The sequence below is a fragment of the Thermus arciformis genome (genome assembly GCF_900102145.1).
GTDB classification, from domain to species: Bacteria; Deinococcota; Deinococci; order Deinococcales; family Thermaceae; genus Thermus; species Thermus arciformis.
Genome location: NZ_FNBC01000002.1, coordinates 70,530 through 90,726 on the forward strand (window position 1 = coordinate 70,530; position 20,197 = coordinate 90,726).

General features: G+C 70.5%; 23 protein-coding genes and 2 tRNA genes. 14 read left to right on the top strand and 11 right to left on the bottom strand.

The annotated features are described in order from the left end of the window. Positions 1 to 2 precede the first annotated feature (2 nt). Entirely contained in the window at positions 3 to 785 is a 783-nt protein-coding gene (locus BLP62_RS14290; protein ID WP_093005118.1) for a DUF4388 domain-containing protein, read from the bottom strand. Between the two features lie 55 nt (positions 786 to 840). On the opposite strand from BLP62_RS14290, the gene BLP62_RS01375 reads away from it, so the two are divergent. After that, positions 841 to 1,533, top strand: a complete 693-nt coding sequence (locus BLP62_RS01375; RefSeq protein ID WP_093005120.1) for an alpha/beta hydrolase — start codon at positions 841 to 843, stop codon at positions 1,531 to 1,533. A 12-nt stretch (positions 1,534 to 1,545) separates the two neighbouring features. Next, positions 1,546 to 2,292 (top strand): ZIP family metal transporter, encoded by a 747-nt coding sequence (locus BLP62_RS01380; protein WP_093005122.1) that lies wholly within the window; start codon positions 1,546 to 1,548, stop codon positions 2,290 to 2,292. A 61-nt stretch (positions 2,293 to 2,353) separates the two neighbouring features. Here the strand turns inward: BLP62_RS01380 and BLP62_RS01385 are convergent, their stop codons facing one another. The 4 genes from BLP62_RS01385 to BLP62_RS01400 form a co-directional block, all read right to left on the bottom strand. Beyond that, entirely contained in the window at positions 2,354 to 3,019 is a 666-nt protein-coding gene (locus BLP62_RS01385) for a DNA/RNA nuclease SfsA (protein ID WP_093005124.1), read from the bottom strand. A gap of 48 nt (positions 3,020 to 3,067) precedes the next feature. Then, positions 3,068 to 3,160, bottom strand: a tRNA-Ser gene (locus tag BLP62_RS01390). A 7-nt stretch (positions 3,161 to 3,167) separates the two neighbouring features. Next, positions 3,168 to 3,258, bottom strand: a tRNA-Ser gene (locus BLP62_RS01395). 122 nt (positions 3,259 to 3,380) lie between these two features. Beyond that, positions 3,381 to 4,805 carry an SWIM zinc finger family protein gene (locus BLP62_RS01400; protein WP_093005126.1) on the bottom strand — a complete coding sequence of 475 codons (1,425 nt, stop codon included), beginning with the start codon at positions 4,803 to 4,805 and terminating at the stop codon, positions 3,381 to 3,383. Positions 4,806 to 5,080: 275 nt separating this feature from the next. On the opposite strand from BLP62_RS01400, the gene amrS reads away from it, so the two are divergent. Genes amrS through BLP62_RS01415 form a run of 3 tightly spaced genes read left to right on the top strand, consistent with a single transcriptional unit; the run spans position 5,081 to position 7,472 of the window. After that, entirely contained in the window at positions 5,081 to 6,133 is a 1,053-nt protein-coding gene (gene amrS / locus BLP62_RS01405) for an AmmeMemoRadiSam system radical SAM enzyme (protein WP_093005128.1), read from the top strand. Further along, positions 6,121 to 6,912, top strand: a complete 792-nt coding sequence (amrB, locus tag BLP62_RS01410; protein ID WP_093005130.1) for an AmmeMemoRadiSam system protein B — start codon at positions 6,121 to 6,123, stop codon at positions 6,910 to 6,912. The genes amrS and amrB overlap by 13 nt, the downstream gene beginning before the upstream one ends. Before the next feature lie 5 nt (positions 6,913 to 6,917). Continuing rightward, complete coding sequence (locus BLP62_RS01415) at positions 6,918 to 7,472, top strand: Uma2 family endonuclease (RefSeq protein WP_093005132.1); 555 nt, start codon at positions 6,918 to 6,920, stop codon at positions 7,470 to 7,472. Here the strand turns inward: BLP62_RS01415 and BLP62_RS01420 are convergent. The 5 genes from BLP62_RS01420 to BLP62_RS01440 are packed head-to-tail and all read right to left on the bottom strand — an operon-like array spanning position 7,469 to position 9,969. Then, positions 7,469 to 7,858, bottom strand: coding sequence for a hypothetical protein (locus tag BLP62_RS01420; RefSeq protein ID WP_093005134.1), 390 nt, complete (start codon positions 7,856 to 7,858; stop codon positions 7,469 to 7,471). The genes BLP62_RS01415 and BLP62_RS01420 overlap by 4 nt on opposite strands. A gap of 44 nt (positions 7,859 to 7,902) precedes the next feature. Continuing rightward, positions 7,903 to 8,655, bottom strand: a complete 753-nt coding sequence (locus BLP62_RS01425) for an HAD family hydrolase (RefSeq protein ID WP_093005136.1) — start codon at positions 8,653 to 8,655, stop codon at positions 7,903 to 7,905. 1 nt (position 8,656) lies between these two features. After that, a complete protein-coding gene (locus BLP62_RS01430) occupies positions 8,657 to 9,022 on the bottom strand; it encodes a hypothetical protein (protein WP_093005138.1) in 366 nt (121 codons plus the stop codon). After that, positions 9,019 to 9,534 carry an LOG family protein gene (locus tag BLP62_RS01435; protein ID WP_093005140.1) on the bottom strand — a complete coding sequence of 172 codons (516 nt, stop codon included), beginning with the start codon at positions 9,532 to 9,534 and terminating at the stop codon, positions 9,019 to 9,021. The genes BLP62_RS01430 and BLP62_RS01435 overlap by 4 nt, the downstream gene beginning before the upstream one ends. Beyond that, positions 9,535 to 9,969: a universal stress protein gene (locus tag BLP62_RS01440; RefSeq protein WP_093005142.1), complete on the bottom strand. Its 435-nt coding sequence runs from the start codon at positions 9,967 to 9,969 to the stop codon at positions 9,535 to 9,537. It lies immediately after the preceding gene. A gap of 50 nt (positions 9,970 to 10,019) precedes the next feature. On the opposite strand from BLP62_RS01440, the gene rlmB reads away from it, so the two are divergent. From rlmB to BLP62_RS01465, 5 genes are read left to right on the top strand one after another with little or no spacing between them, the layout of a single operon-like run. Next, positions 10,020 to 10,736 (top strand): 23S rRNA (guanosine(2251)-2'-O)-methyltransferase RlmB, encoded by a 717-nt coding sequence (rlmB, locus tag BLP62_RS01445; protein WP_093005144.1) that lies wholly within the window; start codon positions 10,020 to 10,022, stop codon positions 10,734 to 10,736. A gap of 4 nt (positions 10,737 to 10,740) precedes the next feature. Then, on the top strand, positions 10,741 to 11,814 hold the full coding sequence (locus BLP62_RS01450; RefSeq protein ID WP_093005146.1) for a M20 family metallopeptidase: 1,074 nt from the start codon (positions 10,741 to 10,743) through the stop codon (positions 11,812 to 11,814). Beyond that, positions 11,796 to 12,032 (top strand): DUF2007 domain-containing protein, encoded by a 237-nt coding sequence (locus tag BLP62_RS01455; protein ID WP_093005148.1) that lies wholly within the window; start codon positions 11,796 to 11,798, stop codon positions 12,030 to 12,032. Before BLP62_RS01450 ends, BLP62_RS01455 begins: the two co-directional genes overlap by 19 nt. After that, a complete protein-coding gene (locus BLP62_RS01460; RefSeq protein ID WP_093005150.1) occupies positions 12,029 to 12,937 on the top strand; it encodes a glucokinase in 909 nt (302 codons plus the stop codon). The genes BLP62_RS01455 and BLP62_RS01460 overlap by 4 nt, the downstream gene beginning before the upstream one ends. Beyond that, entirely contained in the window at positions 12,924 to 13,136 is a 213-nt protein-coding gene (locus BLP62_RS01465) for a DUF2905 domain-containing protein (RefSeq protein WP_093005152.1), read from the top strand. Before BLP62_RS01460 ends, BLP62_RS01465 begins: the two co-directional genes overlap by 14 nt. Here BLP62_RS01465 and BLP62_RS01470 read toward each other — a convergent pair. Next, complete coding sequence (locus tag BLP62_RS01470; RefSeq protein ID WP_241374110.1) at positions 13,056 to 14,666, bottom strand: hypothetical protein; 1,611 nt, start codon at positions 14,664 to 14,666, stop codon at positions 13,056 to 13,058. The two genes, BLP62_RS01465 and BLP62_RS01470, sit on opposite strands and share 81 nt — an antisense overlap. Before the next feature lie 211 nt (positions 14,667 to 14,877). Here BLP62_RS01470 and BLP62_RS01475 point away from each other — a divergent pair, with 211 nt between their 5' ends. The 4 genes from BLP62_RS01475 to BLP62_RS01490 are packed head-to-tail and all read left to right on the top strand — an operon-like array spanning position 14,878 to position 20,195. Next, positions 14,878 to 15,711 carry a hypothetical protein gene (locus BLP62_RS01475; protein ID WP_093005156.1) on the top strand — a complete coding sequence of 278 codons (834 nt, stop codon included), beginning with the start codon at positions 14,878 to 14,880 and terminating at the stop codon, positions 15,709 to 15,711. Positions 15,712 to 15,761: 50 nt separating this feature from the next. After that, positions 15,762 to 16,604, top strand: a complete 843-nt coding sequence (locus BLP62_RS01480; RefSeq protein WP_093005158.1) for a hypothetical protein — start codon at positions 15,762 to 15,764, stop codon at positions 16,602 to 16,604. Next, positions 16,601 to 17,089: a hypothetical protein gene (locus tag BLP62_RS01485; RefSeq protein ID WP_093005160.1), complete on the top strand. Its 489-nt coding sequence runs from the start codon at positions 16,601 to 16,603 to the stop codon at positions 17,087 to 17,089. Before BLP62_RS01480 ends, BLP62_RS01485 begins: the two co-directional genes overlap by 4 nt. A gap of 1 nt (position 17,090) precedes the next feature. Beyond that, complete coding sequence (locus tag BLP62_RS01490) at positions 17,091 to 20,195, top strand: COG1470 family protein (RefSeq protein WP_093005162.1); 3,105 nt, start codon at positions 17,091 to 17,093, stop codon at positions 20,193 to 20,195. The last annotated feature ends 2 nt before the right edge of the window (positions 20,196 to 20,197 follow it).

Genomic DNA, 20,197 nt, shown 5'->3' on the forward strand with positions numbered 1-20,197 from the left:
ACCTACACCTCCGGCACCACCTCCACCTTATCCCCCCGGCGGAGGCGGAGACGCTTCAGGTCCTCTTCCAGAAGCCCAAGCCGCTCGGGGATGTTGGGCCTGGGGCGGACCTCCATCACCGCTTCCCGCCCCAGAAGGCGCAGGCGGAACCCGTGGCGGATGGCCCGGGCCCACCCGGCGTAGAGGGCCTCGTCCACGTAGGCCACCCCGGAGCCCGAACCGTAGATGGGCAGCACCAGGAGGGCCACCGGGGGCACCTCCACCCGGGGGACGGCCTCCAGGGCCTTCACCCCCAAAAGGGTGTGCAACACCCGGGCCAGGCGCAAAACCCCCGGGGCCGTGAGCACCTGGGCGATGGGCTTTCCCTCCACCTGGGCCAACACCCGCAGGGCCTCGGGAGGAAGCTCCACCTCCCCGCCCTTGGGGTTCAGGCGGAGCACGTACCCCCAGTCGCTGGGGAGGCTAAGCCCCCGCCACACCTCCTGGGCCTCGGCCAGGCGGGCGGGCACGGCGAGCCCTCCTAGGAGGGTGGTGTGGGGCGGGAGGGCCTCGGGCTCAAAGGTGAAGGGGGCCCGCTTGAGGCCCACCAGGAGGTCCAGGGCCTCTTCTCCTTCCAAGGAGCGCTCCCCCGCCTGGACCCTGGCGTGCACCACCTGGCCCCCTCGGAAATAGATCTCCCCTTCCAGAAAAGGAGGCTTAAGGAGGAGGCGCCCGGTGCGTCCGGCGCTCATGAGGGCGCCCACCAAGGCGGGAAAGGGAAACTCGGCGAGGTTGCCCGTAAGCATTCCCCCCCGTTTTACCACGCCCCTCGGCCCACGTCCAGGCGGGGTATGCTGGAGCATGCACCTTCTTCTGCTCCACGGGTTCACCTCCCACCCCGTCCTCACCTTGGGGCCTCTGCCGGAGAGGCTCAAGGAGGCGGGCTTCGCCGTGAGCCAGCCCGCCCTCCCCGGCCACGGCACCAGGCCCGAGGACCTCCTAAAGGTGCGCTTTCAGGACTGGCTCCTGGCGGCCGAGAGGGCCTACCTGGAGCTTCCCGAGCCCCGGGGGGTGGTGGGGCTTTCCATGGGGGGGCTTCTCGCCGCCCACCTGGCGGCCCGCCACCCCACAAAGGCCCTCGTGGCCCTGGCCCCCGCCTTCGCCCTGAAAAACCCCCTCGCCCCCTTGGCCCCCTACCTCCACCGGCTCATCCCCCGCTTCCCCGGCCCGCCCTCCATAGAAGACCCCGAGCTAAGGAGGCAAAACCCCAACTACCCCTACTTCCCCACCCGGGCCGTCCTGGAGCTCCTCGCCCTCATGCGCATGACCCCGGAAGTCCTTCCCCAGGTGAAGGCCCCGGCCCTGGTGGTGGCGGCGGGGAAGGAGCGGGTGGTGAAGGGGGTGGACCGGTACTTCGCCCTCCTGGGAAGCCCCAAGAAGGACTACCTGGTCTTCCCGGAAAGCGGCCACGACCTCCTCTTGGACCGGGACCGGGAGGCGGTGGCCCGGGCGGTGCGCGACTGGCTTATTGCAAGTGATAACTACTTGCAATAAAATAGGCCCGGTATGGAAGGCTTGCCCATCTCTCCTTGGACGGTGTTCCTCTACGCCCTCCTCACCGCCGTCGCCACAGGCCTCGGCGCCCTCCCCTTCCTCTTCACCCGCGGGATCACGCGGCGGCACCTCGGCCTGGCCAACGCCGCCGCCGCCGGACTCATGGTGGCGGCGAGTTTCGGCCTCATCTACGAGGGGGTGAACTACAGCCTGGGGCGGACCCTGGTGGGCGTGGGCCTCGGCCTCCTCTTCATCCTCCTCGCCCACCGCTACCTCGAGGGCCGGGAGGTGAACCTCGGCGACCTCAAAGGCCTGGATGCCCGCAAGGCCCTGATGATCGTGGGCATCATGACCCTCCACTCCTTCGCCGAAGGGGTAGGGGTGGGGGTGGCCTTCGGGGGGGGAGAGGCCCTGGGGGTCTTCATCACCCTGGCCATCGCCGTGCACAACATCCCCGAGGGACTCGCCATCAGCCTCGTCCTCGTCCCCCGGGGGGTGAGCGTGCTCGGGGCCGCCTTGTGGAGCGTCTTCTCCAGCCTCCCCCAGCCCCTCATGGCCGTGCCCGCCTACCTCTTCGTGGAGGCCTTCCAACCCTTCCTGCCGGTGGGGCTTGGCCTCGCCGCCGGGGCCATGATCTGGATGGCCGTGGCCGAGCTCCTCCCCGACGCCCTGAAGGAGGCCGAGGCCGAAGGGGTAGCCACGGTCCTCACCCTCTCCGTGGCCCTCATGGTGGCCTTCCAGATCCTGATCGGGGGCTAAGCGCCCGCGCTGGGAAGCTCCTTTTGGGGCCCCCACCGCGGCGAAAGCCGCGGTGGGGTCCTTAGCGCCAGACCCAGGGGAGGGGGGCCTCGAGGCGGAGGGCCTTCAGGCTCGGCCGGACCCTATAGGCCTCCAGGACCACCCCGGCCTCCCGGGCCTCCTGGGCGGCCTCGAGGAGGGCCCGGTCCGCGGGGTCCAGGGCGAAGGCCTCGGCCAGGGGGTGCTGGACGAGCCAGACGGCGAAGGCCCCGTACCCCTCCCGGGCCAAGGCGGCGAGGAGGCGGAGGTGGCGGGCCCCCCTCGAGGTGGGGGCATCGGGGAAGAGGGCGAGGGCCCCCTCCAGGCGGTTCGCGTTCTTGGCCTCAAAGAAGGCCTCCCTCCCCCCCACCCGGGCCCAGAAGTCCAGCCTTTCCCCCCGTAGCCCCACCTCCCGCCGCAAGGCCTCCAGGGGTCCGTAGCGCCCGGCGCGAAGGAGCCTTTCCAGAAGGGGCCCCGCCAGGGTGGCGTCCACCCCCACGAGGACGCCTTCCCGCTCCACCAGGTAAAGCCGCCCCCGGGTCTTGGCCGTGGGCCTCGGGTGGTAGTGGCCCCGGGTCCCGGGAAGGAGAAGCTCCGTGAGGCGGCCCGTGTTGGCGAGGTGAAGGGGCCCCACGTCCGCCTCCACCAGGAAGCGGTTCACCCGCCGGAGCACCCGGCAGGGAAGGAGGGGAGGAAGGGGAAGCTCCATCCCCCCAAGGGTACAAAAGGAAAGGCCCGGGGCGTTCCCCGGGCCCTTTGGCGGAGAGGGCGGGATTCGAACCCGCGGCACCGGTTATCCCGGTGCAACACCTTAGCAGGGTGCCGCCTTAGACCACTCGGCCACCTCTCCAAGCCTTTGGCGGAGGGTGAGGGATTCGAACCCCCGGTGGGCCCAAGGCCCACAGCGGTTTTCAAGACCGCCGCCTTCAACCGCTCGGCCAACCCTCCAAGGTATGGCCGCGAACCTTACTATGGGGCAAGGTCTCCTCCCTGTCAAGGGCCTAGCCAGCGGAAAAGAACGCGTTCTCAAAGGGCCTTTAGACCATGGCCCCTGGTCCCGAAGCGGGTTTTCAGGGATGGGGTTGGCGAGGACCTTCCAAGAAGGGGGAAAGCTCCTCCAGAAGAGCCTTCCGCCTGGGGTAGGCCCGCGCCAGGGCCCGGGCCACCTCCTCTGCCCTCCTGGGGTCCAGGCGGGCAAGCCGCCCAAGAAGCCCCGCCGCCTCCCGGTAGGCCGCCCGCCCCCCCGACTCCACCCGGGCCCTGGCCGCCTCCAGGTAAAGCCGGGCCGCCTCCTCGGGAAGCCTTTCCTCCAGGACCGCGGCGAGGGCGGGGTAGGCCTCCGGGGAAGCCCGCTTGAGGAGGCGGTCCAAGGCCTTCCAGTCCTCCTCCAGGAGGTGGATTTTGGCGAGGAGGGCGGGGTCTTGCACCTGCCGGAGGAGGCGGGGCCTCTCCTCGGCGAAGGCCCGGCCCAGCTTGGCCTTGAGGGCCAGGTAGTCCTCGAGGCTAGGCCTCAAGCGGAAGCGGGCCAGGTGGTCCTCGGGAAGCCCCCGGTGGGCCGCGAGGAGGTCCAGGAGGGGAAGGAGCCTTGGGTCCTTGCCGAACCAGGCCACGGCCTCCTCGGCGTACCGCAGGGCCTCCTCCCGCCTGCCCAGGCGCAAAAGGCGCTCCACAAAGGCCAGGTAGTCCTCCACCCCCTCAAGCCCCTCCCGCAAGACCCCCAAAGCCTCCTCCTCCCGCCCGAGGCGGAAGAGGAGCTCCGCCTTAAGGGCGCGCTTTAGAGGCTCCCTCCCCGCAAGGAGGGCCAGGGCCTTTTCCGGCGCCTTCAGGGCGAGCTCCAAGAAGGCCTCCCCCAGGGCCTCAAAGGGGTGGCGGAGGTAAAGCCCGAGGAGGAAGGGAAGGTCCCCCCCAAGCTCCAGGTGGCGGCGGAGGACGGGCCCGAGGTAAGGCCCGGGGTCAAAGGGGGCCTCGAGGAGGGCCCGCAAAAGGGCCGCCACCTCCTCCTTTCCCGCCTGGGGGAGCCTAAGGAGAAGCGCCTTGGCCTCCTCCTCTCCCCCGCCCAGGCGGAAGGCCTGCCTGAGGCGCCGCACCCCCTCGGCAAAGGCCTCCTCGGGGAAAAGGAGCTCTTTAAGGAGAAAGGCCACCTCGGGGAGGGCAGAAAGCCGCAGGAGAAGCCCCTTGGCCTCCTCGGGGGGGAGGGCCTTCAGGCGGGGCCAAAGGTCCTCGGGCCGCCTCTCCAGGTAGGCGTAGAGGAGGGCGGCCGCGTGCTTGCAGGGAAAGAAGGGGTAGGGGCAGGTGCAACGCCCCACAAGCCCTGGCCCCACCTCCACCCGGTAGGGCGTGGGCTCCGAGCCCTGGACCTCCCCCAAAAGCCTCTCCCCCACCCGGAAGACCCGCCTCACCCGGCCCTCCCTGGCGTAGGCCAGGCCGCGGCGCGCCACCTCCTCGGGCAAAAGGGGGGCGAAGTCCTCCTCGCGTTCGGGGGGAAAAGGGGCCACGCTTCCAGTCTACGCGCCCCTCCGGCCACCCCCCACGAGGGCCCCGTCTAAGTGCCCGCACCTTGATTTCGCCACATGGGACGCCGGGGGTAGGGCTTTGCGAAGGCTCTTTTGGGGCCCCCGCTCTGGCGCAAGCCAGAGCGGGGTACTTAAGTACCCCACCGCGGCGAAAGCCGCGGTGGGGGCCCCAAAAGGACCTTTCCAAGACTTATTTCGGGCAACCCGTATTGCGAAATCAACGTGCAGCCACTTAAGATGAAAACGGGCCCTATGAAATGACGCTTACCGTTACCCTAAGGGAGGCCGACCTGGTCCGGCCCCTGCCCAAAGGGTATGTGCAGTGCCGGGCCTGCGCCCACTACTGCGCCATCCCCGAAGGGGGCTCGGGCAAGTGCGGGGTGCGCCGGAACCTGGGGGGGAGGCTCTACCTGGTCACCTACGGCAAGGCGGCCGCCCTCCACCTGGACCCGGTGGAGAAGAAGCCCCTCTACCACTTCCACCCCGGGGAGGGCATCCTCTCCGTGGGGACCGTGGGGTGCAACCTCTTCTGCGCCTTCTGCCAGAACTGGCCGATCTCCCAGTTCCGGGAGTTCCGGGTCTCTCCGGAAGGGCACCTGGACCGCCCCATCGGCGAGGACTGGCCCCCAAAGCGCCTCGTGGCGGAGGCCGAGGCCTTGGGCGTGAGGCTTCTCGCCTACACCTACAACGAGCCCGCCGTCTGGATAGAGTACGCCCACGACACCGCCCGCCTGGCCAAGGCGCGGGGGATGAAGAACGTCTTCGTGACGAGCGGCTTTGAAACCAAAGAGGCCTGGGACTACATAAGGCCCCACCTGGACGCGGCCAACGTGGACCTGAAGGGCTTCACCGAGAAGTTCTACCGGGAGGTCTGCGGGGCCCGGCTCAAGCCCGTGCTGGAGAGCCTGGAGCACCTCTTGGCGAGCGGGGTCTGGGTGGAGGTCACCACGCTTCTCCTGGAGGGCTACAACGACTCGGACGAGGAGGTCCGGGCCATGGCCCGCTTCCTCAAGGGCCTCTCCCCGGACATCCCCTGGCACCTCACCGCCGCCCACCCCGACTACCGGATGCTCCACCTGAGGCCCACCCGGCACGCCACCCTGGTCCGGGCCCACGCCATCGCCAAGGAGGAGGGCCTGAGGTTCGTGTACGTGGGCAACGTCCTGGACGAGGAAAGGAGCTCCACCTACTGCCCGGACTGCGGCAGGCTCCTCTTGCGCCGGCGGGGCTTTCGGGTGGAGGCCCTGTGGAAGACCCCCGGGGTCTGCCCCGGGTGCGGGAGGAGGGTTCCTGGGGTATGGACCTGGTGAGACCCCCCGCCGTGGCCGGGCTCTTTTACCCGGAAAGGGGGGAAGCCCTCCTCAGCTTGGTGGAAGGCCTCCTACGGGGGGCCCAGACGCCCCCCAAGCCCCAGGCCCGAGGGGTTCTCTCCCCTCACGCGGGCTACCGCTACGCGGGCAAGGTGATGGCCGAGGCCTTCCGGGCCCTCTCCGCCTGGCGGGGAAGGGCAAGGCGGGTTTTCCTCCTGGGGCCGAGCCACTTCGTGCCCTTCTCCGGGGTGGCCTTCTTCCCCTACCGGGCCTGGCGCACCCCCTTGGGGGAGGTGGCGGTGGACCTGGAGGGGGGAAGGAGGCTTCTCGGCCGGGGAGCGCCCTTTCGCGCCTACCGGGAGCCCTTCCTGGAGGAGCATAGCCTCGAGGTCCTCCTCCCCTTCCTCCAGGTGGCCCTTCCCCAGACCCCCATCCTCCCCCTCCTCTTCGGGGAGGTGGACCCCGGGGAGGTGGCGGAAGCCCTCCTAGGGGAACTGGGCCAAAAGGACCTGGTGGTGGCCTCCAGCGACCTCTCCCACTACCACCCCGACCCCGTGGCCCGGAAGCTGGACGCCAAGACCCTAAAGCGTGCCCTGGCCTTGGATGTCCGGGGGGTGGCGGAGGCGGAGGCCTGCGGCCGGCTCCCCTGGGCCACCCTCACCGCCTTGGCCCGGGCCCTTGGGTGGGAACCCCGGCTCCTCGCCTACGCCACCAGCGCCGAGGCCGGGGGAGGCGAGGAGCGGGTGGTGGGGTATGGGGCCTTGGCCTATGTAGGATGAAGGGGATGACCCCGGTGCGTCGGCGCTTCAGCGTGGAAGAGTTCCACCGCATGGCCCAGGCGGGCCTCCTCGGGGAAGACGACCGGGTGGAGCTCCTGGAAGGGGAGATCTGGCAGATGAGCCCCATCGGTAGCCGCCACGCCGCCTGCCTCCGCCGCCTCCGCCGCCTCTTCACCCCTTTGGAAACCCAAGGCCTATGCCTCCTCGCCGTGCAGGACCCCCTGCGCCTAAGCCCCCACAGCGAACCCCAGCCCGACCTCCTCCTCCTCAAGCCCCGGGAGGACCTCTACGCCGAGGCCCACCCGGGCCCCGAGGACGTCCTCCTCTTGGTGGAGGTGGCCGACGCCTCGGGGGCCTACGACCGGGAGGTGAAGGCCCCCCTCTACGCCCGGCACGGGGTCCAGGAGGTCTGGGTGGTGGACCTCGCCGAGGGGAGGGTCCACCGCTTCCTGGACCCTTCCCCCGAGGGTTACCGGGAACACCACGTCCTGGGCCCCGGGGACGCCCTCTCCCCCAGGGCCTTTCCCGGGCTCCCCGTGCCGGTGGCCTCCCTCCTCTAAAGCCGCACCAGGGGCCGGAACCAGGGGACGGAAAGGAGAAGCACCCCTAGGGCTAGGGCGAAGAGGAGCCTGGCCCCGGGCCTCCCCTTCCGCGCCCGGGCAAGCCCCGCGTGGGCCAGGCCCAGGGCCACGAGCCCCCCCACCCAGTGCTCCGCCGCGAAGAAGCGGGCCTCCCCCCCGGCCCGCATGGCCTCCCCGAAGGCGGCGAGGAGCCCCTGAAAATAGGGGCTCACAAAGGCCAGGACCACCCCCAGGACCACCTGGAGGGTGAGGCCGTGGGCGAAGAAGGCCCCCGGGCGGGTCTCGGGCCGGAGGAGGGCCCAGAGGCCAAAGAGCAAGACCGCCCAGCGAACCCAGTTGTGGAGGAAAAGGAGCGCCTCGTGCATGGGGAAGAGTCTACCGGCAAAGCCCGGCCCCGTCCCTGACCAAGTCACGAAAGGAGGGCCAAGGCCTCCCGCAGGTCCCTCACCTCCAGGTGGGCGGGGTAGCGGGGGTCGGGCCTGCGGAAGCCCCGGTCCACGAAGACCGCCCTAAGCCCCGCCGCCAGGGCCCCTTGGACGTCCCGCTCGGGGTTGTCCCCCACCATCACCGCCTCCTCCGGCCCCACCCCGAAGGCGCAGAGGGCCATGCGGAAGGGCCTCGGGTCGGGCTTGCCCAGGCCCACCTCCCCGGAGACCAAAGTGAGGTCAAAGGCCCCAAGAAGCCCGGCCCCCGCGAGCTTCTCCCTCTGGAGGTCGGGAACCCCGTTGGTGAGGAGGACGAGGGCTGCCCCCCTTTCCCGAAGCGCCCCCAGGAAGTCCGGCACCTCGGGGAAGAGGGGGTAGCGCCGCCTCCCTTGGAAGAAGGCCTCGGCCAGCTCCCGGGCCCTCCCTTCCGGCCCCCCGAGGCGGGCCAGGGCCTCCCGGAAGACCCGCTCCCGGAAGGGCCAGGCCCACGCCGCCAGGGCCTCGAGGCCCGGGGTGGCGTACCGGGCCCAGAGGGCCTCCAGGGCCGAGTGGCCGATCCTCTCCGCCCAGGGGTAGAAGGGGGCCTCCCGGAAGAGGGCCTCGGCCCGCTCCCGCACCGCGGGGTAAAGCCCCTCCACCCCCACCTCCCGCCCCAGAGCCTCCAGGACCTCCCGGGTCACGGCGTGGTCCTGGAGGAGGGTGTCGTCCAGGTCCAAAAGCCAAAGCCTTGGGCCCACCCTAGCCCTCCCTCACCAAAAGGGGGTTCTCCCCGGGGTCAAAGAGGAGGAGGTGGTCCCCCGCCTCCAGGAACGCCAGGCCGTACTTGGCGAGGCGGAGGCGCTCGTGGGCCAGGTCCTCCACCAAGAAGACGAGCCTCCCCTCCTCCAGGCGGAGCCGGGCGAAGCCCTTCCCCTCCGGCCTCGGCCGCTGGGGCCCCCGCTCCAGCCCGCCCGCCCCCGGGCGCAGGAGGAGGAGGGGGCCTTCCCCGGGGGCCAAAAGGGCCTCCCGCTCGGGAAGGAGCTCCTCCAGGGCCAGGCCCAGGGCCTGGTAGAAGCTCACCCCCTGGCCCAGGTCGGGGACGTAGACCACCACGCTCTCGCTCATAGGCTCCGCAGGAAGCTCCGGAGGTCCTCCTCGTCCCCCACCGCCTGGAGGAGGGCGAGGTCCTCGGGGGCGATCTCCCCGTGGGCCTTAAGAAAGGCAAGCCAGTGGGGGTCCACGGCCAAAGGCCGCCCCAGGCCCCGCCTCAGGTAGAGGAGGTTCCAGGCGAGGACGAGCTCCGCCAGGGTTCCCACCCCCCCGGGCAGGGCCAGGTACCCCGCCCCCAGGTCCAGAAGGCGGCCGATGCGCTCAGGGAGCGTGGCGGCGGGAAGCTCCAGGTCCACGAAGGGGCTTGGCCCCTTCCGCTCGGGGAAGAGGGCGGGGGCCGTGACCCCCACCACGAAGCCCCCCCTGGCCTTCACCCCCCGGGCCAGGGCCTCCATCCCCCCCTGGTAGCCGCCGCAGGCGAGGCCGAAGCCCTCCTCGGCCAGGACCTCCCCGTAGCGCAGGAGCTTGGCGTAAAGGGGGTCTTCCCGGGAGAGGCGGGAGGAGACGAAGACGGAAAGGAGGCGCATCTAGCGGCAGCGCACCACGAGGACGGGAACGGAGACCCGGTGGAGCACCCCCTCCGTCACCGAGCCCAAAAGGAGCTTGTCCAGGCCCGTGCGCCCGTGGGTGCCCATCACCAGGAGGTCAAACCCCTTGGCCGCCTCCACGATGGTGGGGATGGGGGTTCCCTCCTTCACCTCCCCCGTGGCCTCCACCCCCTTCTCCCGGGCCAGGTCCAAGGCCTTCCGGATGGCCTCTTCCCCGGCCTTCTTCAGGTCCTCCAGGAGCTCCAGGCCGTAGGGCACGCTCTCCGGGGCGATCCAGATGGCCTGGGCGGGGTTTTCCAGGACGTAGAGGAAGTGGACCTTGGCCCCTAGGGCCTTGGCGAGGCCGAGGCCGTGCTCCAGGGCCTGGAAGCTGCAGGGGCTTCCGTCCGTGGGCATGAGGATGGTCTTGTACATGGGCACCTCCTTGGCTCCCATCATACGGCAAGCGGGTTTAGACTCGGGCCATGTGGGTCTACGGCAGGAACCCGGTCCTCGAGGCCCTGAAGGCGGGCCGGGCGCGGCGGGTTCTGGTGGCGAAGGGGGTGGAGGGCTGGCTCCTTCGCGAGCTTGAGCGGCTGGGGGCGGACTACACCCTGGTGCCCCGCATTGAGCTGGACACCCTGCTTCGCACCACCCGCCACCAGGGCCTGGCGGCGGAGGTGGAGGAGCCCGCCTACGCCACCTTGGAAGACGCCCTCCGCCTGGCGGAAGCCCGCAAGGAGATGCCCCTCCTCGTGGCCCTGGACGGGATCACCGACCCCCGGAACTACGGGGCCATGATCCGAAGCGCCCTCGCCCTCGGGGCCCACGGGGTGGTCTCGGAGGAGCGCCGGGCCGCCCCCCTCTCCCCCCTGGCCCTGAAGGCAAGCGCGGGGGCCGCCCTGAAGATCCCGGTGGTGAAGGTGAAGAACCTGCCCCGGGCCCTAAAGGACCTCAAGGAGGGGGGGCTTTGGGTCTATGGCCTGGACGTGCGGGGGGAGAAGCCCCCTTGGACCCTGGACTTCCGGAGGCCCCTCGTCCTGGTGGTGGGCTCGGAGGGGGAGGGGATGCGGCGGCTCGTGCGGGAGGCCTGCGACGAGCTCTTCCGCATCCCCATCCGGGAGGAGGCGGAGTCCCTGAACGCCTCCGTGGCCCTGGGCATCGCCCTCTACCAGGCGGGGCTTTCCCGGGGTGTAGGATAGGGGCGTGGACTGGGTCAGGCTCCTCTCCCGCCTCCTCCAGGCGGAAAGCCTCCCCGGGCAGGAGGGGGAGGCGGCGGCCCTCCTCCTGGAGGCCCTAAAGGGGCTGGGCCTCGAGGCCACCCTGGACGAGGCGGGAAACGTGGAGGCCCTTTTGGGGGAGGAGGAGCCCGAGGTGGTCCTCACCGGGCACCTGGACGTGGTGCCCGTGGGGGACCCGACCCGCTGGCCCCACCCCCAGGGGGCCGTGGCCGAGGGGGCGGTCTGGGGCCGGGGGGCGGTGGACATGAAAGGCCCCCTGGTGGCCATGCTCCTCGCCCTGGAAGCCCTTTCCCAAGGGCCCTTGAAGGGGCGGGTCCGCTTCTTGGCCGTGGTGCAGGAGGAGGTGGGGGGCCTGGGAAGCCGCTACGCCGCAGGGCGGCTTTCCCCTTTGGCCTTCGTCCTTGGGGAGCCCTCGGGGAGGCGGCTCATGCGGGGGCACCGGGGCCGGGGGGAGGTGTGGGCGGACTTTGAGGGGGAAGAAGCCCACGCCGCCCTCTCGGGGCCGGAAAACCCCCTCTTTGACCTGGCGGAGTACCTCCTGGCCCTAAAGGAGCTTCCCCCCTTCCCGGGGGTCAAGCTCACCCCCACCCGGGTGGACACCTACCCCGGGGCCAGGAACCAGACCCCGGGGGTGGTGCGGCTTTACCTGGACGCCCGCTACGAGCCCGAGGCGGACCTGGACGCCCTCCTGGACAGGCTCAGGACCCTGGGCCCCGCCTCGGTCTACGTCCCCGAGGAGGAAAGGGTCTCCGGGGAGGTGCGCCTGGTGGTTCCCGCCCTCTGGCCCCCCTACCGCCTCCCGGAGGACCATCCCCTCCTCCGGGCCGCCCTCCGGGCCTTGGGGCAGGAGGAGGCGGGCCTTTGGCCCTTCACCACCGACGCCCCCTACCTGGGGGCCAAGGCCCCGGTGCTGGGCTTCGGCCCCGGGGACCCCGCCCTGGCCCACACCCCCAAGGAGCACATCCCCCTGGCCGAGGTGGAGGCCGCAGCCCAGGACTACGTCCGCCTGGTGGAGGCCCTATGGAGCGCCGCGTCCTAGCCGGAACCCCCTACGCCAAGCTTCTCACCGCCCCGAGGCCCGTGGCCGAAGGGATGAAGGCCCGCCTGGAGGCGAAGGGCATCCCCGTGTTCCTGGAAACCCCCTTCCAGGACCTTCCCGAGGCCGCCTTGGGCACCTACATGGGGGACGTGAACCTTTGGGTGCCGGAGGCCCTCTTGGGCGAGGCGGAGGCCCTTTTGGAGGAGGAAGCGCCGTGATCGTGGTGGGCCTGGACCTGGGCGGCACCAAGATCGCCGCCGGGGCCTTTGACGGGGAAAGGCTCCTTTCGGAGGTGGTCCTCCCCACCCCCAAGGAGGGGGGGGAGGCGGTGGTGCGGGCCCTGGCGGAGGCCGCGGCCCAGGCGGAGGCGAAGGCGGGGGTGAGGGCGGAGGCCATCGGCCTCGGCACCCCGGGGCCTTTAGACTTCAAGGAAGGGGTCATCCGCTTCACCCCCAACATCCCAGGCCTCGAGGACTTCCCCATCCGCCGGCTCCTGGAGGAGGCCACGGGGAGGCCCGTCCACCTGGAAAACGACGCCAACGCCGCCGCCTTGGCCGAGCACCACCTGGGGGCGGCCCGGGGGGAGGAAAGCTCCCTCTTCCTCACGGTGTCCACGGGGATCGGCGGGGGCGTGGTCCTGGGGGGGCGGGCCCTCCGGGGGAAGCGGGGGCAAGGGGGGGAGCTCGGCCACACCACCCTCCTCCCCGGGGGGCCGGTGTGCGGCTGCGGGCTGGAGGGGTGCCTCGAGGCCTTGGCGGCGGGCCGCGCCCTGGAGCGGGACGCCGCCTACGCCTTCCAGCGCCCCGTGGACACCCGGGAGCTCTTCCGCCTCTTCCAGGCGGGGGAGCCCAAGGCCAGGCGTCTCCTCCTCCAGGCGGCCCGCTACGTGGGGATCGGCCTCGCCAGCCTGGTCAAGGCCTTTGACCCCGGGGTGGTGGTGGTGGGCGGGGGGCTCGCCCTGAACGCTCCCCAGGCCTACTGGGAGGCCCTGGAGGAGGCCTACCGCCGCTACCTCCAGGGCTGGGAGGCCCCGCCCCTGCGGAAGGCCCTCCTGGGGTCTAAGGCCGGGCTTCTGGGGGCGGCCCTCACCGCCTTCTTGGAGGTGCGGGATGGAAGCGGGTAGGGTTCTCCTTTACCTGGGGCTTTTCCTGGTGGTCCTGGGGGCCCTTCTCCTCTACTTCCCCAAGGCCTTCTCCTGGTTCGGCCACCTGCCGGGGGACATCCGCATAGAGCGGGAGGGCCTAAAGGTGTACATTCCCCTGGCCTCCTCCCTCCTCCTTTCCCTCATCCTCTCCCTCCTTCTTTACCTCCTCCGGCGTTAGCTCCCAAACCTCCGCTTCCCCGGGCCGGGGGAGGAAGGCCCTCAAGGCGAACTCCGCCACCCCGAGGCCCAGGAAGCGGAGGCCCCAAGGACCCGGAGCCAGGAGGAAGCGGCGGCGAAAGACTCCCTCTAGGCGCACGAACCCCTTCGCCTTGGGGCCGCGCACCTCCAGGAAAAGCCCCGGGGGGCCTTCGGGGCTGTAGGCTTCCCCCGCCACCTCCAGGACCAGGGCCTCCTCCAGGGGTTCCAGGTCCAGCCAGGCCTCCTGGTCCCACTCCAAAAGGCCTAGAGCGAAGCCCTCCTCCCCCAGGGAAAGCCCCCCATGGCCTCGAGGAAGGAGCACCCGCTCCCGGCCCCGGCCCAGGGGCCGCCCCTTCCAGCCCGTGGTCCGGAAGAAAAACCCCTCCCCCACCCGCTCCCCCAGGGCCAGGCGGTGAAGGGCTTCCTCCTTCAGGCGGCCCGAAAAGGCGAGGGCGGTGGCCGCCCGCTCGTGGAGCTCGTGCCGCCGCCCCTGGTCCAAGGAGGCGTAAAGCAGCCTTCGCTCCGCCTCGGCGGCGAAGCGGTACCCCTCCTGGTAGACGAGAAAACCCTTGCGCTCAAGCTCCTCCAGGTAGGGGAGAGCCTCCAGGGCGTCCAAGACCTCCTCGGGGATCCTCCCCGGGGCCACGGAAAGCCTTTCCAAGGCGAGCCGGGCGGGCTCGCTTAAAAGGCGGGTCTGGAGGCGAAGCTGGGCCAGGGGGCGCTTAGGCCCTTGGGGGCAGGCCAGCCAGTCGGGGATCCACTCCGGCTGGCCCCCGGCGTGGAAGTAGGCCCGGGCCCCTTCGGGGAAGGGCACCCCCGCCAAGACCCCGCCCTTGGCCTCGAGCCAGTCCAGGAGCGGCAGGGCCAAGACCCGGAGGCGGTCCGCCGGGTAGTGGGCCCGGAGCTCCAGAAAAAACCGGGGCTCCTCCCCGGGGTCCAGGCGCAAAACCAGCAGGGCCCGGGAGCGCAAGAGGTCCTTTAGGGGCACCTCGGGGTAGGGGGGAACCAGGTAGACCAGCCCTTCGGGCCGCAAGGTCTCGTGGAAGGGAAGGCCCAGGACCCCGGCCAGGGCCTGGGCGAAAGCCCTCTGGCCCGCCCCAAGCCGCCCCTTCAGCACCAGGAGAAAGGGGGGGCGCAGGGAGGAAAGCTCCCCGAGAAGCCGCCCCCTGCCCGCGGCCTCCCGGGGGACGTGGTAGCGCTCCCGCACCCCCAAAACCCAGTCGGCAAGCCCGCCCACCCCCTCCAGACCCGCCAAAACCTCCCCTTCCCCCATGACCTCCAGCCGGATCCAATCGGGCAGGACCAGGGGGTCTTGCCCCTTGGGAAAAACCTCCCGCCCCAAGGCCTTGGCCAGGCGGTGGATCTCCACCCGAAGGTTCTGCAGGGCCGCCCCGTGCCCGTAGAGGAGCTCGGCCAGGCGGGCCCGGGAGGTGGGCCCCTCGAGGGCCAGGAAGTAGAGGAGGGCCAGTCCCTTCTGGGAAAGACGCCGCTCCTTCCCCTGAAAGAGCAACCGGGGCCTCCCCAAAAGGGGCAAGGCGTGAAGGGAAGCGTGAATAGGGTGTGACAAAGCGTTACCTTCCTTACCCCCAGAGTACCACACCCTCGCCTTTCCCCGCGGGCCAAGGCCCGATCCGCGGTAACGCCTCCGTAACGGCCCTGAGGGTACGGTGAGGACGTCCTAAGGAAGCCACCACTTCCCCGGGACGGATTAGGAGGCGTTTATGCGCAAAGGCATTTTGGCAGCAGCACTTCTTTTGGTCCCCCTGGCGCTGGCCCAGGCGCCCACGGTTTCCCCCACCCGGGGGAACGGGCCCGACGCCTACGCCAAGGGTCAGGATTCGGCGGCGGTGAACCAGACCATTGAGCTCATCCTCCCCAAGGCCACGGCCCTGCACCTGGACGTGACCACCCTCACCTTTGACCTCACGGGGCTGGACGGGGCCAGCTGGCCCAACTCCACGCCGGACTTCGGCGGGCAGATGGTGTGCGTTTACGGCCTCCAGGACCAGGACGTGAAGACCCAGCTGGGGAACAACTTCTACAACCAGGTGCAGACCCTGCCCCTGGGCACCAGCTACAGCACGGCCACCTGGCCCAACGTCACCATCAACGGCGGCGGGGCGGTGACCGCCTACCCGCCCATCAAGCTGGACAAGAACGGGGAACTGGTGCCGGGGAGCAAGAACTACTTCGTCTGCTACCGCACCTTCATCCTGCAGAAGTTCTCCAACGGCAAGCAGTGGCACCTGACCGTGAACCGCAACGACCCCGAAGGGGCCCAGGGCATCCAGCACCTCTACATCCAGGACAACCCCTGCGACACCTTCGGCGCGGCCACGGGCCTCTACGAGCTTCCCAACGGGGCCACCCTGGAGCTCGTGCCCAGGAACCTCCAGGCCGGGCCCACGGGCACCCGCTCCGGCAACAACCCCCAGCAGTGCGGCTACAAGAGCTGGCTGGATGACCTTGTGGTGGTGGCCGTCAAGGTCAACAGCGACCTCTGGGGCAAGAGCACCGCGAACCTGACCTACACCCTCGCCACCACCGCCTGGTAGCGGACAAGAAGCCTGGCCCCTAAGGGGCCAGGCTTCTTTCCAGGAGAACCATGAAGCGAGCCCTTCCCCTTCTCTTTCTGGCCCTCAGCGCCCTAGCCCAGAGCACCCTGGGCGTGGAGCCCCCGGTCCTCCTCAAGGAGGCCAGGCCGGGGGAAAGCCTCACCCAGACCCTGATGGTCTACAACGTGGGCACCCGGCAGGTGCGGGTCCGGGTGAGCCTGGGGGACTGGACCTACGACCCCATGGGGAAGATCCAGTTTCTGCCGGTGGGAACCCTTAAGGAAAGCGCAAGCCCCTGGGCCACCTTTTCCCCGGCGGAGTTCCTCCTGGAGGCCAAGGCCTCCCGCCCCCTCACCTACACCCTCACCGTGCCCCAAAACGCCGCCCCAGGCACCCACTGGGGGGTGCTCTTCCTGGAGTCGGAAGACCCCAACCCGCCCCCGGGAGTGCCCCTGGCCACCTTCCGGGTGCGCATGGCCCACGTCTTCTACGTGAACGTACCCCCCTTAAAGACCGAGGGCCGCATCACCGGCATCGTGCCCAGCGCCCCCAAGGAGGCCAAGGACCCCTACCGTTTCGCTCTGCAGTACCAGAACACGGGCAACACCGCCCAAAAGCTCTCCGGGCGCTTTGAGGTGCGGGACGCCTCGGGGCGCAAGGTGGCCCAGGTGGAGGTGGAGGAGGTGGTGGTCCTGCCGGGGCAGGTCCGGGTTCTCCCCGTGGCCCTGGTGGGCCCCTTGCCCGCGGGGAGCTACACCGCCTTGGCCATCCTCAACTACGGGGACCCCAACAAGGACGTGGCCGCAGACCTGCCCTTCACCCTGCGCACGCCCTTGGCCGCCCCCCCGGCCCCAGCCCCTTCCCAGGAAGGGGAGAAAGGAGGTTCGCCGTGAGAACCCTGCTTTTGGGCCTTCTCCTCTGGCTGGCCCCCGCTTTGGCCCAGGCCACCTGGATCGTGCAGACCCTCATCCCGGAGACGGTGGCCCTGCGTACCCCCACGACCCAGATCGCCTTTGAGCTTAAGGACTACCCCCCCAAGACCTTTCCCGCCACCTACCCCGCCAGCAACCTCGAGGGCGGGGTGCTCCCCGTGCAGGTCTTCTCCAACGCCCCCGGGGTGTGGAGCCTCCTCCTGCAAGTCCCCGACCTCAAGGACCCCCAGGGAGCCGTCCTCCTGCCCGCGCGGCAGGTGCTCTACCGGGTGAACGGGGGGCTTTGGCTCAGGGCCGACGGCACCCCCCAGATCGTCTACACCCAGACCGGCCCCACGGAGGGCTGGCTGGAGATCCGCCTGGAGTTCGCCCTGGAGCTCCTCGGGCAGGAGCGGCCGGGAAGCTACGTGGTGCAGGCCCTGGTCACGGCCCTGAGGCAGCCTTAGGATGCGAAGGCTTCTCCCCCTCCTCCTCCTCCTGGGCGCGGCCTGGGCCCAGGTGCGCTTCCTGCCCTCCCCTGGGCTTACAGGCGCCCCGGGGGAGTACCTCACCTTAAGCCTCCAGGTGGAGGGCAGGGGGACCGCGCGCTTCCGCTTAAAGCCCCCCGAGGGCTGGCAGGCCCTCTCCCTGGAGCGGACGGCGGTCCTGGAAGGAGGGGTGAAAACCCTGAGCTTCACCCTCCGGGTGCCCCCCCTGCCCGCGGGGACCCGGGGCCTCGCCAAGGTGGTGGCCTACCAGGAGGAAAAGGAGGTGGCCCATAGCGAGGTGGAGCTCCTGGTGCTTCCCCGCACCGAGATCGCCCTCTCCGCCCCCGCCACCCTCGAGGCCGAGCTGGGAGGCCCCTTTGAGTTCCCCGTCTACGTGACCAACCGCTCCAACCGGAAGGAGGAGATCTTCCTAGAGGCGGAGGCCGCCATGGCCCAGGTCTTCCTCAACCCCAAAGGGCTCAACCTGGCCCCCGGGGAGACCGGGGTAGTCCGGGTCCAGGCCAGCCCGGAAGGCCAAATCTCCGCAGGCTACCGCTTTTACCTGAAGCTCCGCGCCACCCCCAAGGGGGTGGCGGAGGCCCGCAGGGAGGCGGGGGTGATCGTCCTCTTCAAGGACCCCCTGGGAGGGCGGGGCCAGGGCAAAGACCCAGAGCTCACCCTGGGCCTAGGCCTGGCCCTAAGCCTCGGGGCCCTCTGGGAGCGGGGGCAGGTCCAGGGCCAGGTGGGCTACCAGGTGAGCGCTAGCCTCACGGGGGCCCTCTCCGACTACGTGAGCGCAAGCCTCGCCCCAAGCCCCTTGAGCGGGGACCTTCAAGACCCCCTGCGCCTTCCCCAAAGCTTCACCTTAAGCCTGAAGGGAGAGGGGTTTGAGGCCCGGGCCCAGGCGGGCGGGGGAGGCTTCGGCCTGGCCGGTAGCCTCCGGCTACCCAGCGCGCGCCTTAGCCTGGAGGGGAACTACCGGCCCCAGGCCCTGGCCCTGCGCACGAGTGGGGTGAGCCTGGACAAGACCCTGGACCTCCAAGGGAGCCTCAGCACCCAGACCACCCCCACTGGCAGGCAGGACGCCCTAAGCCTCCGCTACCGCCTCCCCCTGGAAAGCGGCCTTAGCCTCGGCCTGGGCACCGACCTCTCTGGCCAGGCCGGGGAGGCGTACCGCCTGAGCTTCGGCCTGAGCCAGACCCTCACCTGGCAGACCCAAGACCTGGAGCTGGTGCAAAGCTATAGCGGCGTGCCCCTCTCCGGCCTCCACGCCCTGGGCCTCGCCGGGGGCACGCGAAGCCTTTACCCCCTGGGCCTGAGGGGAAGCACCAGCTGGCAGGTGGGAGGGGCTTCGGGGCTTTGGCAAAGCCAGCTCACCCTCTACTACCAGCCTCTTACGGGGGCCTTCCTGAGCCTCACGGGAAGCTACCGCCAGCAAGGGGAAAGCCGCGGCTATGGCTTGGCCCCAAGCCTCAGCGTGAGCTTCGGCGAGCCCGGGGTGTACGCGGGTAGCCTGGGCCTGGGCTATGGCCTCAACCGGGCCCTCTCTGGGGATGCCCCGGAGGGCCAAAGCTACCAGGGAAGCCTCAGCCTGGGCACACCCGACCTGAGCCTTTCCGCCTTTTTGCGCTATCTGGACCAGGCCCTTCCCCTCCTCGAGGGCACCCTCCTCCTCCGCTTGGCCCTGCCGGGGGGGAGCCTGGAGGGCCAGTATCTGGTCAAGCGGGGCACCGACAAGGACCTCACCCTCTACGGCGCCGCCTGGAACCAGCTCTGGCCTGGGGTCTGGCAAAGCCGCCTCTTCTACGAGTACCGGCAGGAAGCCGAGGCCAGCCAGCGCTTTGGCCTGGCCCTTTACGGGCGGAACTTTTTGGAGCCGGGCCTGGCCCTAGGGGCCACGTACACCCTCATCCTCCAGGGCGGGGAGGTCCGCCACAGCGTGGGGGCCACCCTGGCCTACGCCCAGGCCCTCACCCTGGCCACCCCCAAGGAGGTGGTGGACCTCTTCGGCGGGCGCAAGGGAGGAGAGGTGGCGGGCACCGCCTTCCGCGACGAGAACCTCAACGGGCGCCTGGACCCCGGGGAAGCCCCCTTGGCAGGCCTCAAGGTGTGCCTGGGGAACGCCTGCGAGACCACGGACGCCGAGGGCCGCTACCGCCTTCTGGCCCCCATAGGCCAAGGCCGCCTCCTCTTCCCCAACCTCCCCGCCAACCTGGCCCTGGTGGGGGAGGAGGCCCTCGAGGTGCGCTTGAACAGCCGTTTGGACAAGCCTCTTCCCTTCGCCCCCGCCACCCAGCTTCGGGTGGAGGTTTTGGATGAGGAAGGCGGAACGGGGCTGGCCTACGCGGGGGTCTGCGCTAGAGGGCCCGTCACCCGGTGCACCCGGGCCGACGTGAACGGCCAGGCGGTGCTCGGCGGCCTTTTCGCTGGCCTCTACCGGGTCTACCCCGACGCCCGCTACCTGCCCGAGGGCTACCGGGAGGTGGAGGCCAAGGAGGTGCGGGTGGGCGAGGGCCCGCCACCCCCCGTCCAGGTCCGGGTGGCCCCACCCAAGCGGGAGGTGGAGGTGACCTACACCGCTGAACGCCTGAGCCTGGTGGCCACCGCCGACCCCTCCGTTCCCCTGGCCGGGTCCGAGGTGGAGGTGAAGGCCCTGGTCCAGGGAGAAGCCCGGAAGGTCTGGGTGGAGCTCCCCACCGGGCCCGTACCCCTCCTCCCCCAGGAGGGCAACTCCTACAGCGCCCGCCTCCGCCTCCCCCTCCCCCCGGGCCTCCACACCCTCAAGGTGCGGGCGAGCGGCCAGGAAGAGGTGGAAACCCCCCTCGTGCTCCAGGTGGTGGCGGGCCCCCTTTACAGCCCCCAGGCCCTGGAAGGCCCCAAGGTCCGCCTCACCTTGCGGTTCCAGGCCAGGGAGGTGGCCTTGGGAGGGGAGGGTCGGTCCTTCCCCCTCCAAAGCGAAGACGGCTACAGCTGGACCGGGGAGGTGGCCTTGGGCCCCGGCGAGCACCTCTTTTCGGTGCTGGCCGACGGGGAAGCCCTGGGGCCAATCCGCCTCAGCATCCCCTCGGAAAGCGCGAGTCAGTGAGA

Excerpts from the sequence above, each read along its gene's own strand:
- BLP62_RS14290 (WP_093005118.1), bottom strand. The coding sequence starts at position 785 with ATGCTTACGGGCAACCTCGCCGAGTTTCCCTTTCCCGCCTTGGTGGGC.
- BLP62_RS01375 (WP_093005120.1), top strand. The coding sequence starts at position 841 with ATGCACCTTCTTCTGCTCCACGGGTTCACCTCCCACCCCGTCCTCACC.
- BLP62_RS01380 (WP_093005122.1), top strand. The coding sequence starts at position 1,546 with ATGGAAGGCTTGCCCATCTCTCCTTGGACGGTGTTCCTCTACGCCCTC.
- BLP62_RS01385 (WP_093005124.1), bottom strand. The coding sequence starts at position 3,019 with ATGGAGCTTCCCCTTCCTCCCCTCCTTCCCTGCCGGGTGCTCCGGCGG.
- amrS (WP_093005128.1), top strand. The coding sequence starts at position 5,081 with ATGACGCTTACCGTTACCCTAAGGGAGGCCGACCTGGTCCGGCCCCTG.
- amrB (WP_093005130.1), top strand. The coding sequence starts at position 6,121 with ATGGACCTGGTGAGACCCCCCGCCGTGGCCGGGCTCTTTTACCCGGAA.
- BLP62_RS01415 (WP_093005132.1), top strand. The coding sequence starts at position 6,918 with ATGACCCCGGTGCGTCGGCGCTTCAGCGTGGAAGAGTTCCACCGCATG.
- BLP62_RS01420 (WP_093005134.1), bottom strand. The coding sequence starts at position 7,858 with ATGCACGAGGCGCTCCTTTTCCTCCACAACTGGGTTCGCTGGGCGGTC.
- BLP62_RS01430 (WP_093005138.1), bottom strand. The coding sequence starts at position 9,022 with ATGAGCGAGAGCGTGGTGGTCTACGTCCCCGACCTGGGCCAGGGGGTG.
- BLP62_RS01435 (WP_093005140.1), bottom strand. The coding sequence starts at position 9,534 with ATGCGCCTCCTTTCCGTCTTCGTCTCCTCCCGCCTCTCCCGGGAAGAC.
- BLP62_RS01440 (WP_093005142.1), bottom strand. The coding sequence starts at position 9,969 with ATGTACAAGACCATCCTCATGCCCACGGACGGAAGCCCCTGCAGCTTC.
- rlmB (WP_093005144.1), top strand. The coding sequence starts at position 10,020 with ATGTGGGTCTACGGCAGGAACCCGGTCCTCGAGGCCCTGAAGGCGGGC.
- BLP62_RS01455 (WP_093005148.1), top strand. The coding sequence starts at position 11,796 with ATGGAGCGCCGCGTCCTAGCCGGAACCCCCTACGCCAAGCTTCTCACC.
- BLP62_RS01465 (WP_093005152.1), top strand. The coding sequence starts at position 12,924 with ATGGAAGCGGGTAGGGTTCTCCTTTACCTGGGGCTTTTCCTGGTGGTC.
- BLP62_RS01475 (WP_093005156.1), top strand. The coding sequence starts at position 14,878 with ATGCGCAAAGGCATTTTGGCAGCAGCACTTCTTTTGGTCCCCCTGGCG.
- BLP62_RS01480 (WP_093005158.1), top strand. The coding sequence starts at position 15,762 with ATGAAGCGAGCCCTTCCCCTTCTCTTTCTGGCCCTCAGCGCCCTAGCC.
- BLP62_RS01490 (WP_093005162.1), top strand. The coding sequence starts at position 17,091 with ATGCGAAGGCTTCTCCCCCTCCTCCTCCTCCTGGGCGCGGCCTGGGCC.